The 14,291-nt window shown below is 66.8% G+C and carries 16 protein-coding genes; 5 read left to right on the forward strand and 11 right to left on the reverse strand.

Annotation, left to right across the window (positions count from 1 at the left end):
• Nucleotides 1-93: 93 nt before the first annotated feature.
• The 5 genes from SBP02_RS06705 to SBP02_RS06725 all read right to left on the reverse strand — a co-directional run bounded on the left by SBP02_RS06705 (nucleotide 94) and on the right by SBP02_RS06725 (nucleotide 4,577).
• Nucleotides 94-561: a DUF411 domain-containing protein gene (locus tag SBP02_RS06705; protein ID WP_318645617.1), complete on the reverse strand. Its 468-nt coding sequence runs from the start codon at nucleotides 559-561 to the stop codon at nucleotides 94-96.
• A complete protein-coding gene (locus SBP02_RS06710) occupies nucleotides 551-1,357 on the reverse strand; it encodes a c-type cytochrome (RefSeq protein ID WP_318645618.1) in 807 nt (268 codons plus the stop codon). The genes SBP02_RS06705 and SBP02_RS06710 overlap by 11 nt, the downstream gene beginning before the upstream one ends.
• A gap of 9 nt (nucleotides 1,358-1,366) precedes the next feature.
• Nucleotides 1,367-2,368: a copper resistance protein B gene (locus tag SBP02_RS06715; protein ID WP_318645619.1), complete on the reverse strand. Its 1,002-nt coding sequence runs from the start codon at nucleotides 2,366-2,368 to the stop codon at nucleotides 1,367-1,369.
• 12 nt (nucleotides 2,369-2,380) lie between these two features.
• Nucleotides 2,381-4,168, reverse strand: coding sequence for a copper resistance system multicopper oxidase (locus tag SBP02_RS06720; RefSeq protein ID WP_318645620.1), 1,788 nt, complete (start codon nucleotides 4,166-4,168; stop codon nucleotides 2,381-2,383).
• 211 nt (nucleotides 4,169-4,379) lie between these two features.
• Complete coding sequence (locus tag SBP02_RS06725) at nucleotides 4,380-4,577, reverse strand: co-regulatory protein PtrA N-terminal domain-containing protein (protein WP_318645621.1); 198 nt, start codon at nucleotides 4,575-4,577, stop codon at nucleotides 4,380-4,382.
• Between the two features lie 290 nt (nucleotides 4,578-4,867).
• On the opposite strand from SBP02_RS06725, the gene bufA2 reads away from it, so the two are divergent.
• On the forward strand, nucleotides 4,868-5,128 hold the full coding sequence (gene bufA2 / locus SBP02_RS06730) for a BufA2 family periplasmic bufferin-type metallophore (RefSeq protein ID WP_318645622.1): 261 nt from the start codon (nucleotides 4,868-4,870) through the stop codon (nucleotides 5,126-5,128).
• Nucleotides 5,129-5,195: 67 nt separating this feature from the next.
• Here bufA2 and SBP02_RS06735 read toward each other — a convergent pair whose 3' ends face one another.
• Together SBP02_RS06735 and SBP02_RS06740 are read right to left on the reverse strand one after the other, a co-directional pair.
• Nucleotides 5,196-5,396 (reverse strand): heavy-metal-associated domain-containing protein, encoded by a 201-nt coding sequence (locus SBP02_RS06735; RefSeq protein ID WP_318645623.1) that lies wholly within the window; start codon nucleotides 5,394-5,396, stop codon nucleotides 5,196-5,198.
• Nucleotides 5,397-5,485: 89 nt separating this feature from the next.
• Nucleotides 5,486-6,301: a TlpA family protein disulfide reductase gene (locus tag SBP02_RS06740; RefSeq protein WP_318645624.1), complete on the reverse strand. Its 816-nt coding sequence runs from the start codon at nucleotides 6,299-6,301 to the stop codon at nucleotides 5,486-5,488.
• A 300-nt stretch (nucleotides 6,302-6,601) separates the two neighbouring features.
• Between SBP02_RS06740 and SBP02_RS06745 the strand changes: the two genes are divergently transcribed.
• Complete coding sequence (locus tag SBP02_RS06745; protein WP_318645625.1) at nucleotides 6,602-7,285, forward strand: heavy metal response regulator transcription factor; 684 nt, start codon at nucleotides 6,602-6,604, stop codon at nucleotides 7,283-7,285.
• Nucleotides 7,282-8,676 carry a heavy metal sensor histidine kinase gene (locus tag SBP02_RS06750; protein WP_318645626.1) on the forward strand — a complete coding sequence of 465 codons (1,395 nt, stop codon included), beginning with the start codon at nucleotides 7,282-7,284 and terminating at the stop codon, nucleotides 8,674-8,676. Before SBP02_RS06745 ends, SBP02_RS06750 begins: the two co-directional genes overlap by 4 nt.
• A gap of 36 nt (nucleotides 8,677-8,712) precedes the next feature.
• Here the strand turns inward: SBP02_RS06750 and csiR are convergent, their stop codons facing one another.
• Nucleotides 8,713-9,432, reverse strand: a complete 720-nt coding sequence (csiR, locus tag SBP02_RS06755; RefSeq protein ID WP_318645627.1) for a DNA-binding transcriptional regulator CsiR — start codon at nucleotides 9,430-9,432, stop codon at nucleotides 8,713-8,715.
• A 187-nt stretch (nucleotides 9,433-9,619) separates the two neighbouring features.
• Between csiR and glaH the strand changes: the two genes are divergently transcribed.
• Both glaH and lhgO read left to right on the forward strand, forming a co-directional pair.
• Complete coding sequence (gene glaH, locus SBP02_RS06760; protein ID WP_318645628.1) at nucleotides 9,620-10,597, forward strand: glutarate dioxygenase GlaH; 978 nt, start codon at nucleotides 9,620-9,622, stop codon at nucleotides 10,595-10,597.
• Between the two features lie 63 nt (nucleotides 10,598-10,660).
• Entirely contained in the window at nucleotides 10,661-11,908 is a 1,248-nt protein-coding gene (lhgO, locus tag SBP02_RS06765) for an L-2-hydroxyglutarate oxidase (protein ID WP_318645629.1), read from the forward strand.
• 7 nt (nucleotides 11,909-11,915) lie between these two features.
• Here the strand turns inward: lhgO and msrA are convergent, their stop codons facing one another.
• The 3 genes from msrA to SBP02_RS06780 form a co-directional block, all read right to left on the reverse strand.
• On the reverse strand, nucleotides 11,916-12,587 hold the full coding sequence (gene msrA, locus SBP02_RS06770; RefSeq protein WP_318645630.1) for a peptide-methionine (S)-S-oxide reductase MsrA: 672 nt from the start codon (nucleotides 12,585-12,587) through the stop codon (nucleotides 11,916-11,918).
• Nucleotides 12,588-12,589: 2 nt separating this feature from the next.
• Nucleotides 12,590-13,114 (reverse strand): peptide-methionine (R)-S-oxide reductase MsrB, encoded by a 525-nt coding sequence (msrB, locus tag SBP02_RS06775; protein WP_318645631.1) that lies wholly within the window; start codon nucleotides 13,112-13,114, stop codon nucleotides 12,590-12,592.
• A 121-nt stretch (nucleotides 13,115-13,235) separates the two neighbouring features.
• Nucleotides 13,236-14,267: a GGDEF domain-containing protein gene (locus SBP02_RS06780; RefSeq protein ID WP_318645632.1), complete on the reverse strand. Its 1,032-nt coding sequence runs from the start codon at nucleotides 14,265-14,267 to the stop codon at nucleotides 13,236-13,238.
• Nucleotides 14,268-14,291: the final 24 nt, after the last annotated feature.

Raw genomic sequence — 14,291 nt, forward strand, 5'->3', positions numbered from 1 at the left:
CGTTGTCAGCAGGCCGAGCGGTTGGTTGGGCTCTGGAGCCAGTGTAGTCAGCCTGGCCCCGGGGACTGTCGGGCGACTGGGCGAGATCGACGTTTAGTTCGCCGGATACTCGGCGACCACCAGGTCGCGGCCCGCCGGAGTCAGACCGATGACCTGGTAGGCCTGCTGCTTGCCGCCGACTTCCATGCCCGGCGAGCCGGCCGGCATGCCGGGCACGGCGATGCCGAGCAGGTCGGTGCGTCCGTGCAGTTCGCGCACTTGCGCCGCCGGCACATGGCCCTCGACGAACTTGCCGTCGAGCACCGCGGTGTGACAGGCGGCCAGGCGGGGCGCCACGCCCAGGCGCTGCTTGACCGCGACCATGTCCGACTCGACATGGTCATTGACCTTGAAGCCATTGTCTTGCAGGTGTGCGACCCACTTCTTGCAGCAGCCACAGTTGGCGTCGCGGTGCACGTCGAGGGTCAGGGGCTCGGCGGCCTGCGCCGCGGCGCCGAACAGCAGGACGGCCAAGGCGCTGGCCTGAATGCCGGCTCGGTACAGGTTGGATTTAGTGGGCATGCACATGCTCCTTGCCGTCGGCGTGGAGGTGGATCGTGGTGGCCGGCTTTGGCACCTCGGCAGCTATCTGGGTGTCGTGGTGGCTGGCGCCGGGCGTTGCGTCGCCATGGTGGTCGACGGCGGCATCATGGTGACTGGCGCCAGCCGCCTCGCCAGCATGATGGTCATCCGCGGCCTCGTCATGATGGCTCATGCCGGCCATTTCGCCGGCGTGGTGATCGTCGCTGGCGCCGCCGTGCTGTCCTTCATGGTTGTGCATGTCGGACTCGCCGCCGCCGTGCTGGTGGCCGCCGCTGGAGGCGACCAGGGCGCGGTACTCCCGGGGGTCGAGTTCCGGCAGCTTCTGCAGGAAGGCGACCATGCCCCAGATATAGGGGTCAGCCATGCTCTTGCCCCAGGCCGGCATGCCGCTGGCCTTGATGCCGTGCTTGATGGTCCAGAAGGCGGCCGCCGGGTTGCCGTCGACGCCGATCTCGGCCAGGTTCGGCGGTGCGGGATAGAGCGCCTGGCTCAGTTCGGTAGCGGCGACGCCGGGGGCCAGGTGGCAGCCGATGCACATCGAGTTGTAGTTGCCGGCGCCGGCGCGGATCAGCTCCTGGTCGTCGAGGTCGGGCACCTGAATATCCCGCGAGCGCACCTCGATGGAGCGATCGCGGGCCATGCTCAGGAAGGCGTACATGGCCGGCAGGTGCGGGTCGTCGGCGCCGACGTTGACCAGGCCGAAGTAGGCGCCGGCGGTGGCCGCGGCCCCGCCGACTATGCTCGCGGCGACCAGGGTCTTTATTGTTCTTTTCACATCAGGTCCTCAGAACCACAGCCGGATACCGGCGACCAGGCGCGCCTCGCTGACATCGCCGCCTTCTTCGCGCACCATGTCGGCGGTATTGCCGTAGGCGCGATTCCAGGTGACACCGATGTAGGGTGCGAATTCACGGCGAATCTCGTAGCGCAGGCGCAGGCCCACTTCACTGCTGGCCAGGCCAGAGCCTACGCCGCGCTCGTGGTCGTTCCTGGCGTAGAAATTCAGTTCGGCGGTGGGCTGCAGGATCAGCCGGTTGGTCAGCAGCATGTCGTACTCGCCCTCCAGGCGCAGGGCGCTCTGTCCCTGTTCGCCGACGAAACCGGTAGCCTCGACTTCCAGGCCGTACAGCGGCATGCCCTGGATGCCGAAGGCACCCCAGGTCTGCGCCGGGCCCGGCTCGAAGTCCTGGCGCAGGCCGCCGACCAGCTCCCACCAGGGGCCGATGGCGTGGCCCCAGAGCGCCTGGAGCTCGGCTTCCTCAGTCATGCCGTTGGTCCGCTCGCCTTCCGAGCGCAGCCACAGGCGGTCGATGTCGCCGCCCACCCAGGCCGAGGCATCCCAGCTGAGCACGCTGCCTTCGTCGGCGTTCTGGTATTCCAGCTGGTCGAACAGCAGGAACCAGCTGAGCATCTTGTCGTGCACGGCATGGCCGGGCAGCGGCGGGAACGCGGCGGCGCGGTCGGCGTCGGTCAGCACCGGGATCGGCGTGCGGCTGGTGGTGGGCGGCTGGTAGGCGTCGCCGTGGCCCATGGCCTTATGGTCCATCTGGCCGTGGTTCATCTGGCTGTGATCCATGGCGCCGTGGTCCATGACCTGGGGCTGCTGGGCCGGCGCCTGCATGCCGCCATGACCCATCGCCCCATGGTTCATCTGCGAATGGTCCATTTTCGAATGATCCATCTGCGAGTGGTCCATCTGCCCGGCGGCATTGGCCAGGCTGGTCACGCCCAGGGCGAGCGCCAGGGCGCCGCCGACCCGTCTTGCGGTATTCAGTGAGCTGATCATCTCTAGGTTCCCTTACTCGTCCACGCGCACTTCACGGAACATGCCCATTTCCATGTGCAGCAGCAGGTGGCAATGGTAGGCCCAGCGGCCCAGGGCGTCGGCGGTGACCCGGTAGCTGCGCTTGGAGCCCGGCGGCATGTCGATGGTGTGTTTGCGCACCCTGAAGTTGCCGTGGTCGTCTTCCAGGTCGCTCCACATGCCGTGCAGGTGGATGGGGTGGGTCATCATGGTGTCGTTGACCAGGGTGATGCGCAGGCGCTCGCCGTACTTGATACGCACCGGCTCCGAGTCGGAGAACTTGATGCCGTCGAACGACCAGGCGAACTTCTCCATGTGCCCGGTCAGGTGCAACTCGATGGTACGGCTCGGCTCGCGGCCGTCCGGGTCGGGGAAGGTGCTCTTGAGGTCGGCGTAGGTCAGTACCCGGCGGCCGTTGTCGCGCAGGCCCATGCCCGGATCGTCGAGTTTCGAGGTGGGCATCATGGTCTGCATGTCGACCAGCGGATTGTTCTCCTCCGAGGCCGGATGGGCTTGCATCTGCCCGCTCATGCCGGCCATTTCGCCCATGGCGCCCATGCCCGTTATGCTGCCATGGTCCATGCCGGCCATCTGCCCATGGTTCATCTGGCTGTGGTCCATGCCGGACATACCGCCGTGATCCATGCCGCCCATGCTGCCATGGTCCATGCCCATGTCGTCCATGCCGATCAGCGGGCGTGGGTCGACCTCGGGCACCGGGGCGCTCAGGCCTTCGCGCACGGCCAGGGTGCCGCGGGCATAGCCGGTGCGGTCCATGGATTGGGCGAAGATGCTGTAGGCCTCGGCGCTGGCCGGCTCGACTATCACGTCATAGGTTTCCGCCACGGCGATGCGGAACTCGTCGACGCTGACCGGCTCCACGTGCAGCCCGTCGGCGGCCACCACGGTCATCTTCAGGCCGGGGATGCGCACGTCGAAATAGCTCATGGCCGAGCCGTTGATGAAGCGCAGGCGCAGCTTCTCGCCCGGCTTGAACAGGCCGGTCCAGTTGCCATTGGGCGCCTGGCCGTTCATCAGGTAGGTGTAGGTATAACCGCTGACATCGGCCAGGTCGGTGGGGCTCATCTTCATCTCGGCCCACATCTTGCGATCGGCCACGGCCTCGGACCAGCCCTTCTCGCTGACGTCGTCGATGAAGTCGCCGACCGTTCGCTTGCGGAAGTTGTAGTAGTCCGACTGCTTCTTCAGCTTGGCCATCAAGCGATTCGGCTCTTCATCGGTCCAGTCGGTGAGCATCACCACGTAGTCGCGGTCGTACTGGAAGGGTTCCGGCTCCTTGGCGTCGATGATGATCGGCCCATAGACCCCGGCCTGCTCCTGCAGCCCCGAGTGGCTGTGGTACCAGTAGGTGCCGTTCTGCCGCACCTTGAACCGGTACTCGTACATGCCGTTGGGCGCGATGCCGTGGAAGCTCAGGCCCGGCACGCCATCCATGTTGGCCGGCAGGATGATGCCGTGCCAGTGGATCGAGGTGTCTTCGCTCAGGCGATTGCGCACGCGCAGGGTCACGGTGTCGCCTTCGCGCCAACGCAGGAGGGGGCCCGGCAGACTGCCATTGATGGTCATCGCGGTGCGGGCCTTGCCGGTGATGTTCACCGGGGATTCGCCGATGAACAGCTCGAAATCGGTGCCCGCCAGCATGGTCGGCTGGCCGGGGCTGTTGACGGCCCACACCGGTGTGCGCCACAGGCCCAGTCCGGCCAGCAGGCCGCCGGCGGTCAGGCCTTTGACGAAGGTCCGCCTCGAGGTTTTCGCTTGCATGCCGTTTATGTCCAATTAATCGAAGGAAGCCAGTGCTGGGCGACCAACCGCCTTATGGCGCGAGGTTGGTACCGCGTTGGTCAGGGGGCTTCCGACTCCCTGCAGGTTTGTCCGCTGACGCCGCCCGGGCGTGCGTCAACGAGGGTAAAAATTGCCATATTCCAACCTTCGGGGTGATTACATTTCTGTAAGGTTGGCCGGCGGGGGCCGATCAGCACTTGGCGTGTTCGGCCTTCTTCATCTTCATTCCGGCCACCGGCTCGGCGGCCTTTGGCTGCTGGGCAGCCTGCGCGGTCAGGGTTTCGCTCGACTGCATGCGGGCGAAGGTGCGGTCGCCGCCGCCTTCGGCCATGGCCAGGGAAGAAAGGCTCAGGGCAGCAATGGCGAAGAGGGTTTTCAGCGTATTCATGGGGGTATCCTCGGTAGCGCCGTTTCGGACCGCCGAGCACGGTGTGCTCGAACGGCGGGGGGTGAGCTTCAGGCTCGAACCCACCTTAGCCGGCGGCGCCTGTCAGTCCGCTGAGTTAGAAATTACAGTTCTGTCAGGATGCGTTTTTATTCTTGAAGGGCCTCCGCTCGTCTCTCTACTGTCATGTCCGTGCCTCATGGGCATGTCAGGCAGCGATGCCTGGATTTTCGGGTTGGTGCGGCGCGGGCCGCTGTCGACCTCCACCTCTGACGACCTAGAGAGACAACGACATGTCGAGCAAATCTACCGCCGCCACCGGCGCGGCACTGGCACTGGTCGCCGCCAGCCTCTTCAGCACCCTGCCGGCGCAAGCGGCTGAGGAGGCGCAAACCGCCGAAGTGCAGTGCTTCGGCGTCAACGCCTGCAAAGGCCAGAATGACTGCATGGCCGCCACCAATGCCTGCAAGGGCCAAGGCGCCTGCAAGGGCCAGGGTTTTCAGCTGATGACCCAGGCCAAGTGCGATGAGTCCGGCGGCAAGGCTGGCGAGTGAAGCCAGGCAGGGGAGTGCACGCCACTCCCTTTACAAAGCCCGAACGAACAGCAGCCATGCCTCCTGCTCAGGCACTGAGCTGCGTGGGGTAGCCCAGGTCTTCGATCGCGGCGCGGATGTGCTCCAAGCTCTCGGCGCTCTCGACCTTCACCTTGCCCGCCACGCGGTCGACCTCGACCCTGGCCTGGCTATCCAGGGCCTGGATGGCCTTGGTGATCTTGCTGACGCAACTGCCACAACCCATTCCGGAAACGTCTAGAGCGAACATGGTCTGTCCTCGTGCTGTGTGGCGGCATTGCCACGGCCGCAGCATCGACCCTGACCTCGTGGCAAGGTCAACCCCGGTAACGCCGGGCCTCAGGGCTGGCTCGGCTCTCCCAGGCTCTCCAGGGCGCGGGCGAGGCTGGCGCGGGACAGCTCGCCCAGGTGGCTGCCGACCTGGCGCCCCTCGGCGTCGTAGAACAGCGTGGTGGGCAGGGCCATGGAGCCGACCTGCCGGCCGAGGCGGCCGTCGCCGTCGAGCAGGACGTTCTGCAGCGTCAGGCCGCCGTCGTCGAGGAAGCGGCGGACCTCTCCCGGCCCCTCGCCCTGGTTGACGAACAGGAAGGTCAGAGCCGGCTCCCTGGCCTGGACCTCGGCCAGCACCGGCATTTCCCGCCGGCACGGCGGGCACCAGGTCGCCCAGAGATTGATCACCAGCGGCTGGCCCTGATAGTCCCGCAGTGCGACCGGCGCGCCATGGCTGTCGCGCAGCGTCAGGTCGGGCAGGCGGGTGCCGCGCTCCAGGGCCTGCCAGGCGAGTGTACTGCTTCCCCAGCTGAGCACGCCGACGGCCAGCGCCACGCCGAGCGGCCGGCGCAGGCCGCGGTCGCGCCAGGCCTGCCAGGCGCCCAGCAGCAGTGCGATGAGTATCCCGGGCCAGGCGATGAAGCCGCCGTCGCGGATGTCCAGGATTTTCCAGGGCGCGTCCTGGTAATGCGGGTAGTACCCCGCGACGAAGGCCAGGCGTGCCACCAGCAGGGCCACCAGCAACAGGCGGAACACCTGCTGTTCGGGGTTGCGGCCGCTGGCGCGGCCGGCCCACCAGCCGCTCAGTGTCGCCAGCAGCAGGCTGCCGAGCAGCAGCAGGTGGGGGACGGCCAGGGTCAGCGGGCCCAGGTTGACGGTCAGCATGGGCAGTAGGTCCTGTTATCCGTTCAGCCGCCTAGTGTCTCCTGTGGGCCGCCGCTGGGCCAGCTCGAGCGGGGCAGGGCGCCGAGCCGGCGCGAGTGCCGTCATGCCGGCCGCGTAAAAGCGCGGCGTTCTGGAGAAAGGGCAGCGAACCTCGGGGCGCTGCACTCGTGCCTGCTCGAGATGACAGCCTGGAGGGCGCGCCCTGACAGCAGCCTGAAGCCAGGATTACATTTCTGTAAGACGCTGGTTGGCCCGGTGGATTCGCTGCACACTGGGACCTTTGCCACCTGGATATCCCCCATGAAGCTACTGGTCGCCGAAGATGAACCCCGAACCGGCACCTACCTGCAGCAGGGGCTGCGCGAGGCGGGGTTCAACGTGGACCGGGTCATGACCGGCGGCGAGGCTCTGCAGTATGCCCTCGACGAAGCCTATGACCTGCTGATCCTCGATGTGATGATGCCGGGCCTGGATGGTTGGGACGTGCTCAGGCGGGTGCGGGCGGCCGGGCGGGACGTCCCGGTGCTGTTCCTGACCGCCCGCGACGGGGTGGAGGACAGGGTCAGGGGCCTCGAGCTGGGGGCGGACGACTATCTGGTCAAGCCGTTCGCCTTCGCGGAACTGCTGGCCCGGGTCAGGACGCTGCTGCGTCGCGGCGGCAGCGCGCCGCTGCAGTCCAGCCTGACGATCGCCGACCTGGAGGTCGATCTGCTCAAGCGCCGGGCGATTCGCGGTGGCCGGCGCATCGACCTGACGGCCAAGGAGTTCGCCCTGCTGGAGTTGCTGTTGCGCCGGCGCGGCGAGGTGTTGCCCAAATCGCTGATCGCCTCCCAGGTGTGGGACATGAACTTCGACAGCGACACCAATGTCATCGAGGTCGCGGTCCGGCGGCTGCGGGCGAAGATCGACGACGAGTTCGCGTTGAAGCTGATCCATACCGTGCGCGGCATGGGCTATATGCTCGACGCCCCGGAGCCGCGATGAGCCGGCTGTCCCTGACGGCCCGCATGAGCCTGATGTTCATGCTCGCCGTGGCGGCGGTGCTGTGCGTCGCGGCGCTGAGCTTCTACCGCCTCAGCCAGCACCATTTCCTCATGCTGGATCAGCGGGTGCTGCAGGAGAAACTGGCCTCGACCCGGGCGATCCTCGGCGATGCGCCGGCGGGGACGGGGCTCGGGCAGTTGCAGCCGCAGCTGAGCGCCCTGCTCGGCGCCCACCACGACCTGAGCGCCGTGCTCCTCGGGGCCGATGGCCGCGTGCTGTTCGCCGCCCCCGGGGTGCTCGATATCCCGCCGCACTTTCGCCGCTATCCGCAAGACTCGGTCTGGGAATGGCAGGGCGAGTCGCGCCTGTACCGCGGCATCAGCGCGCCGGTCATGGCGGCGGGGCAGGCCGAGCCGCTGACGCTGATGCTGGCGCTGGATGTCACCAACCACATGGCCTTCTTCGACACCCTGCAACGCTGGTTCTGGATCGGCCTGGCCCTCAGCGCCCTGGTCAGTGCCGGGCTGGGCTGGATGGTGGCGCGCAGTGGCCTGCGCCCGCTGCGCCAGGTCACCCGGACGGCCGCGTCGATGTCGGCCAAGTCGCTCAAGGAGCGTATCCCGCTGGCGCCCGTACCGCTGGAGCTGCAGCAGCTGGTGTCGTCGTTCAATGCCATGCTGGGGCGGCTGGACGATGCCTTCGTGCGCCTGTCCAACTTCTCCGCCGATATCGCCCATGAGCTGCGTACGCCCCTCAGCAGCCTGATGACCCACACCGAGGTCATTCTCAGCCGCAAGCGTGACGTCGACAGCTATGAGGACAACCTCTACTCGAACCTGGAGGATCTCAAGCGCATGGCGCGGATGATCGACGACATGCTGTTCCTGGCCAAGTCCGACAACGGCCTGATCGTTCCCGAACGCCAGCCGGTCGAACTCGAGACGCTGGTGGTCAGCCTGTTCGATTATTACCAGCTGCTGGCCGAGGAGCGCGGAATCGAGCTGCGGCTCACGGGCGTGGCCTGTGTCCGGGGCGATCGGCCGATGCTGCGCCGCGCCATCTCGAACCTGCTGTCCAATGCGCTGCGCTATACCCCGCCAGGGCAGGCCATCTCGCTTAGTCTCGACCAGGACGACGCCGTGGCGCGGCTGTCGGTGGCGAACCCGGGGGCGAGCATCCCGGCCGAGCACCTGGAGCGCCTGTTCGACAGGTTCTACCGCGCCGATCCGGCCCGTCGCGAGGGCGACCCGGGCAATGCCGGCCTGGGCCTGGCGATCACCCGCTCGATCGTCGAGGCCCACCAGGGGCGGATCTGGTGCACCTCGGCCAATGGCCGCACGGCGTTCCACATGGAGTTTCCCCGCGCGGGGGAGCCCCCGTCGCCGGCATGACGCAGGGCGGGGGCCGCGTCATGCCCGGCGTCTGGCCTACTCCATGGGCTCGGGGTCGGCGGCGACAGTGTGCGGCGCGGCGCCCCGCATGATCTCGGCGATGATCGGCACCGGGGTCATCAGGTGCGTCTGCATCAGGGCGCAGGCCCGTGCGGCGTCCCGGGCGAGGATCGCCTCGACCAGCTCGCCGTGCTCCTGGCGCTTCAGCGCCAGGGCCGCCTCGGAAAACACCGTACGGCGCAGCCACAGCTGGCGGTAGCGTTCGGCCTGGTCGAACAGGTAGGCGCGGGCCTGCAGCAGGTGACGGGAACCGCAGCCGGCGGCGATCGCACTGTGAAACGCCTTGTGCCGCGCATCCCAGACTTCCAGCATCTGCTCCTCGGTCTTGACCTCCATCACCTTGGCCAGGGTGTGGGCGCAGGCCAGCACCTGGGCCTCCCAGGCGTCGTCGCCGCGCTCGATGGCCAGCTTCAGCACCAGGGCCTCGAGGTTGGCCCGGGCGTCGTAGACGTCCTGCATCTCGCCGGGCGACATCGGGGCGACACGGTAGCCGCGCTGGCTGATCGCCACCACCAGGTTCTCCGCCACCAGCTGCGACAGCGCCTCGCGCAAGGGCCCGACGCCCAGGTCGTAGCGCTCCTTGAGCGCGCTCATCAGCAGCTTCTCACCGGGCCGGTACAGACCCCGGATGATGTCCCGCTTGAGCCACTCGTAGCCGCTGACGGCCGAGTTCTGCCGGGGGGCGAGGGTATCCATCAGTCATGTCCTCGAGGTTTTGCCCATGATACCCAAGTGCCGAGAGAAGCACTAAGCAGGGATAGAGGTCAGATAAATCTACATAAAATAAAAATGTAGACATTTTTCTTTTGTAGCGATAATTTTCCTCCTGTCAGTCGCGCATGCCTCCGGGCGGCGCATGGATCATCTCGCTCAGGACACCGCCATGAACGCCTTTACCCAGCCCAAAGACCTCGTGATGCCACAGCCCTCTGCCGCTCAGGGATTCAGCCTTGTGCCTTCGGCGCAGTCGCCGCGCCTGCTGGAACTGACCTTCGCCCGGGCCACGGTGCAGGCCTTCTGCGCGGCGGTGGCCGAGTGGCCGGTGCAGGCGCTGGAGTACAAGTCGTTCCTGCGCTTTCGCATCGCCAAGGTTCTCGATGAACTGTGCGGCAACACCCTGCGCCCGGTGCTGCTCAACAGCCTGATGGACCGCGCCACCGGCGGCCTGTTGGTCAGGCCGGAGGGGCTGAACGACGTGACCCAGGCCGAGGACATGGTCAAGTTCGCCACGGCGGTGGCGCACCTGCTCGGGCGCTCGAACCACGACGCCATGAGTGGCCAGTTCTACGCGCGCTTCGTGGTGGAGAACGTCGACAACTCCGACAGCTACCTGCGTCAGCCGCACCGGGTGATGGAGCTGCACAACGACGGCACCTTCGTCGACCAGATCACCGACTACGTGCTGATGATGAAGATCGACGAGCAGAACATCGAAGGCGGCAATTCGCTGATCCTGCACCTGGACGACTGGGAGGACCGTGACGCGTTCTTCCATCATCCGCTGGCACGCCGGGTCATGCGCTGGACCGCGCCGCCGAGCAAGAGGGTCGACAAGGACGTGTTCCACGCGGTGTTCGATGTGGACGCCGAGGGCCGGCCGACCATGCGCTACATCGACCAGTTCGTGCAGCCCAAGGACTTCGAGGAGGGCAACTGGCTGACCGACCTGTCGACCTCCTTGGAAGGCAGCAAGCACAAGCTGTCCGTGCCGGTGCCGGTGGGTAATTTCCTGCTGATCAACAACCTCTACTGGCTGCATGGGCGCGACCGCTTCACCCCGCATCCGGGCCTGCGCCGCGAGCTGATGCGCCAGCGTGGCTACTTCAGCTACCCCAGGCTGGGTCACCAGCAGGGTCAATAACCGTCCACGGGACTCCCCGTCACCAGGCCGTGCGGCAACGCCGGCCCACTAGAGGTAAGCGCCGTGTACGATTTCGTGATTATCGGCGGGGGCATCGTCGGCATGTCCACCGCCATGCAGCTGATCAGGGCCTACCCAGAGGCCAGCATCCTGCTGCTGGAGAAAGAGTCGGGACCGGCCCGGCACCAGACCGGGCACAACAGCGGGGTGATCCATGCCGGGGTCTACTACAGCCCCGGCAGCCTCAAGGCCCGGTTCTGCCTGGCCGGCAATCGCGCCACCAAGGCATTCTGCGACGAGCAGGGCATCGCCTACGACGAGTGCGGCAAGTTGCTGGTCGCCACCAACGAGCTGGAGATGCAGCGCATGCGCGCCTTGTGGGAACGCACCGCGGCCAACGGCCTGCAGCGGGAGTGGCTGAGCGCCGGGCAGCTCAAGGAGCGCGAGCCGAACATCAGCGGCCTCGGCGGCATCTTCGTGCCTTCCAGCGGTATCGTGAACTACGCCGAGGTCACCGCGGCCATGGCCCGCGAGTTCCAGAGGCACGGCGGCGAGATTCGCTACGGCGCCGAGGTCACCGGCCTCGAGGAGCTGGCCACCGAGCTGCGGGTGCATACCCGGTTGGGCACCTTCTGCGCGCGGTTCATGGTCAGTTGCTCGGGGCTGATGGCCGATCGGCTGGTGCGTATGCTCGGGCTCGATCCGGGTTTCAGCATCTGCCCGTTTCGCGGCGAGTACTACCAGCTGCCGGCGCGGCACAACCGCATCGTCAACCACCTGATCTACCCGATTCCCGATCCGTCCATGCCGTTTCTCGGCGTGCACCTGACGCGGATGATCGACGGCAGTGTCACGGTCGGGCCGAACGCGGTGCTGGCGCTCAAGCGTGAGGGCTACCGCAAGCGCGACATCTCCCTGGCCGACACCTGGGCCATGCTCGGCGATGCGGGCATTCGCCGGGTGCTCAGGGACAACCTGCGCCCGGGGTTGGTGGAGATGAAGAATTCGCTGTTCAAGCGCGGCTACCTGCAGCAGGTGCGCAAGTACTGCCCCAGCCTGGGCGTGCAGGACCTGCAGCCCTATCCGGCCGGCGTCCGCGCGCAGGCGGTGTCCAGGGACGGCAAGCTGATCGAGGACTTCCTGTTCCGCAACACCCGGCGCAGCGTCAACGTGTGCAACGCGCCGTCGCCGGCGGCGACCTCGGCCATTCCCATCGGCGCCTACATCATCGAGCAGATCGAGGCCCAGTTGCAGGGCCTGCCCGCTTTTGCCAAGGCCGCGCGCCAGGTGCGGGCGGCCGTGAGTCTCTAGCTGGGCTTCAGGGCTGCTTGCCCCAGAGCTGTTCCAGGCGCGCGTCGCGGCCACAGCCGTGGCGGTAGTAGGTGTAGCGCAGCGGGTTCTTCTGGTGGTAGTCCTGGTGATAGTCCTCGGCCGGGTAGAAGGTCGTGGCGGGCAGTAGCTCGGTGACGATCGGTTGGTCGAAGCGTCCCGAGGCCTGCAGGGCCGCCTTCGAGGCTTCGGCCAGGGCCTTCTCCTCGGGCGTGGCGTAGAAGATCGCGCTACGGTATTGCGAGCCGTGGTCGCAGAACTGGGCGTTGGCCGTCAGCGGGTCGATGGTCGGCCAGAACGCCTCGAGCAGCTCGGCGTAGCTGGTCTTGCTTGGGTCGTATTCGACCCGCACGGCCTCGGTATGCCCGGTGCCACCGGCGGAGACCTGCTGGTAACTGGGGTTGGCCACGTGACCGCCGGTGTAGCCGGAGGTGGTGGCGATCACCCCGGGCAGCTTGTCGAAGTCCGCCTCGGTGCACCAGAAGCAGCCGCCGGCGAACACCGCCACGCCCTGTTCCGCCGGAGCGAGCTCGGTCGCCGGGCCGGCGTGCGCCTGTTGCACCGCCGGGGTGCCCGGCTTGCAGGCGCTCAGCAGCAAGGCGGCCAGCAGCGTTGCGGCCAGGGCGCCGAAAGCGGCGCGGTGAGGATAAGTCGCGCTCATGTTCAGCTCCTCAGCTCGGGCAGGCTTTCGTCTTCAGGAATGAAGCGCAGGGCCACGCCGTTGTTGCACCAGCGTTCGCCCCGTGGCGCCGGGCCGTCGTCGAACAGATGGCCCTGGTGGCCACCGCAGCGGGCACAGTGGTATTCGGTGCGCGGGAAGATCAGCTTGAAGTCGCGCTTGAAGCCCGTGTGCCCCTCGATGGCCTGGGTGAAGCTCGGCCAGCCGGTGCCGCTTTCGTACTTGTGCCGGCTGTCGAACAGCGGCAGGTAGCAGGCGGCGCAGATATAGGTGCCGGGGCGCTTCTCATGGTTCAGCGGGCTGCTGCCGGGGCGTTCGGTGTCCTCCTCGAACAGCACCGCATAGGCGGCCGGCGTCAGCAGCTCGCGCCAGGCGCTGTGTGCTTTGTCCAGAGGGACTACGGTGGCGCCAGCCGCTTTCGTTTCGGCCAGGCTGAAAGAGGCCTGGCTGGCCAGTAACGGTAAGGCCGGAAGGAGGACCATGCCTTGGAGTAGGGCGCGTCGTTTCATGGTGGTTCTCTACACAAGGATTCGATCTGTAGACCCGGCACGGGACGACTTGTTACAGCGCCTTGTCTGCCGCTTTCCGGCATCGGTCTCTGTGGAGGCAAAGGGGCGACGGGACTCGGCTCTAGGCGAGCGGGAAGCTGGCTTCTGCCTCGACGATGCTGAGATTGCGCCCGGCGTGTTTCGCCCGGTACAGGTACTGGTCGGCCCGTTGCAACCAACCGTCCCAGGGTTCGCCGTCGCGCAGGATGGCCCCGCCCACCGACATGGTCACCGGCCCGCCCGGCCCGCGCAGCCGCGCCCTGACCTGGTCTTGCAGGTGGGCGGCGGCGGCGCGCAGGCCCGCCTCGTCGGTATTGGGCAGCAGCAGGAGGAACTCTTCGCCGCCGAAGCGGAACAGACGATTCTCCTGGCGCGAGGACTGCTGGATCAGCTCGACGAAGTCCACCAGCACCTGGTCGCCGGCGGGGTGACCGAACCTGTCGTTGATCTGCTTGAAGTGATCCAGGTCCATCACCAGCACGCCGTAGCTGTTGCCGTGGCGGCGGTGGGTGGACACGGCGATCCGCAGCTCCTTGTTCATCTCTCGCCGATTGCGCGCGCCGGTCAGCGGGTCCTGACTCGCCAGGAGCTGCAGCTGATCGCGCTGGCTGCGGGTGCGAAAGGCGAAGATGTAGGTCAGTACGCTGGCCATCAGGCCGGTGACCAGGAAGGAGACCATCTGGTAGTTGCTCTCGAACACCGTGCCGGGCACCAGCAACGCATGGCCGACCAGGGCTGTCAGCACCAGCAACATGGCGATCATGGCCTTGCCGGGGGAGACCATGAAGAAGTTGAAGAGGATCAGCGGATAGATCCAGAACAGGCCGTTGACGCCGAGGTTGATGGCGATCAGCGTGGCGCCGGTGGAGAAGACCGCCGAGAGGAAGACCCCCGGCTTCACCGTGTCGCCGCTGCGCCAGGCGTAGAGCACGGCGAGTATGGTCGACAGCACGATGACGGTGTCGGCGAGGCTGACCAGATAGTTGCCTTCTTCCAGCCGGTACAGGGCGTAGGGCGAGATGGCCAGGATGCCGAACAACCCCATCAGGGTGATGATGGATAGCTGGAAGTCTTGGCGCAGGCGCTTGAGCAGCTGCGGGATGAGCTTGGACATGGCCGGGGGCTTATAGTTGTTGTG

It is taken from the genome of Pseudomonas benzenivorans (genome assembly GCF_033547155.1).
GTDB lineage: Bacteria > Pseudomonadota > Gammaproteobacteria > Pseudomonadales > Pseudomonadaceae > Aquipseudomonas > Aquipseudomonas benzenivorans_B.

Bases quoted from the DNA above. Each gene is read 5' to 3' on its own strand.
- SBP02_RS06740 (WP_318645624.1), bottom strand. From the start codon at position 6,301: ATGCTGACCGTCAACCTGGGCCCGCTGACCCTGGCCGTCCCCCACCTG.
- SBP02_RS06745 (WP_318645625.1), top strand. From the start codon at position 6,602: ATGAAGCTACTGGTCGCCGAAGATGAACCCCGAACCGGCACCTACCTG.
- bufA2 (WP_318645622.1), top strand. From the start codon at position 4,868: ATGTCGAGCAAATCTACCGCCGCCACCGGCGCGGCACTGGCACTGGTC.
- SBP02_RS06725 (WP_318645621.1), bottom strand. From the start codon at position 4,577: ATGAATACGCTGAAAACCCTCTTCGCCATTGCTGCCCTGAGCCTTTCT.
- SBP02_RS06715 (WP_318645619.1), bottom strand. From the start codon at position 2,368: ATGATCAGCTCACTGAATACCGCAAGACGGGTCGGCGGCGCCCTGGCG.
- SBP02_RS06720 (WP_318645620.1), bottom strand. From the start codon at position 4,168: ATGCAAGCGAAAACCTCGAGGCGGACCTTCGTCAAAGGCCTGACCGCC.
- SBP02_RS06705 (WP_318645617.1), bottom strand. From the start codon at position 561: ATGCCCACTAAATCCAACCTGTACCGAGCCGGCATTCAGGCCAGCGCC.
- SBP02_RS06780 (WP_318645632.1), bottom strand. From the start codon at position 14,267: ATGTCCAAGCTCATCCCGCAGCTGCTCAAGCGCCTGCGCCAAGACTTC.
- glaH (WP_318645628.1), top strand. From the start codon at position 9,620: ATGAACGCCTTTACCCAGCCCAAAGACCTCGTGATGCCACAGCCCTCT.
- msrA (WP_318645630.1), bottom strand. From the start codon at position 12,587: ATGAGCGCGACTTATCCTCACCGCGCCGCTTTCGGCGCCCTGGCCGCA.
- SBP02_RS06750 (WP_318645626.1), top strand. From the start codon at position 7,282: ATGAGCCGGCTGTCCCTGACGGCCCGCATGAGCCTGATGTTCATGCTC.
- SBP02_RS06735 (WP_318645623.1), bottom strand. From the start codon at position 5,396: ATGTTCGCTCTAGACGTTTCCGGAATGGGTTGTGGCAGTTGCGTCAGC.
- csiR (WP_318645627.1), bottom strand. From the start codon at position 9,432: ATGGATACCCTCGCCCCCCGGCAGAACTCGGCCGTCAGCGGCTACGAG.
- msrB (WP_318645631.1), bottom strand. From the start codon at position 13,114: ATGAAACGACGCGCCCTACTCCAAGGCATGGTCCTCCTTCCGGCCTTA.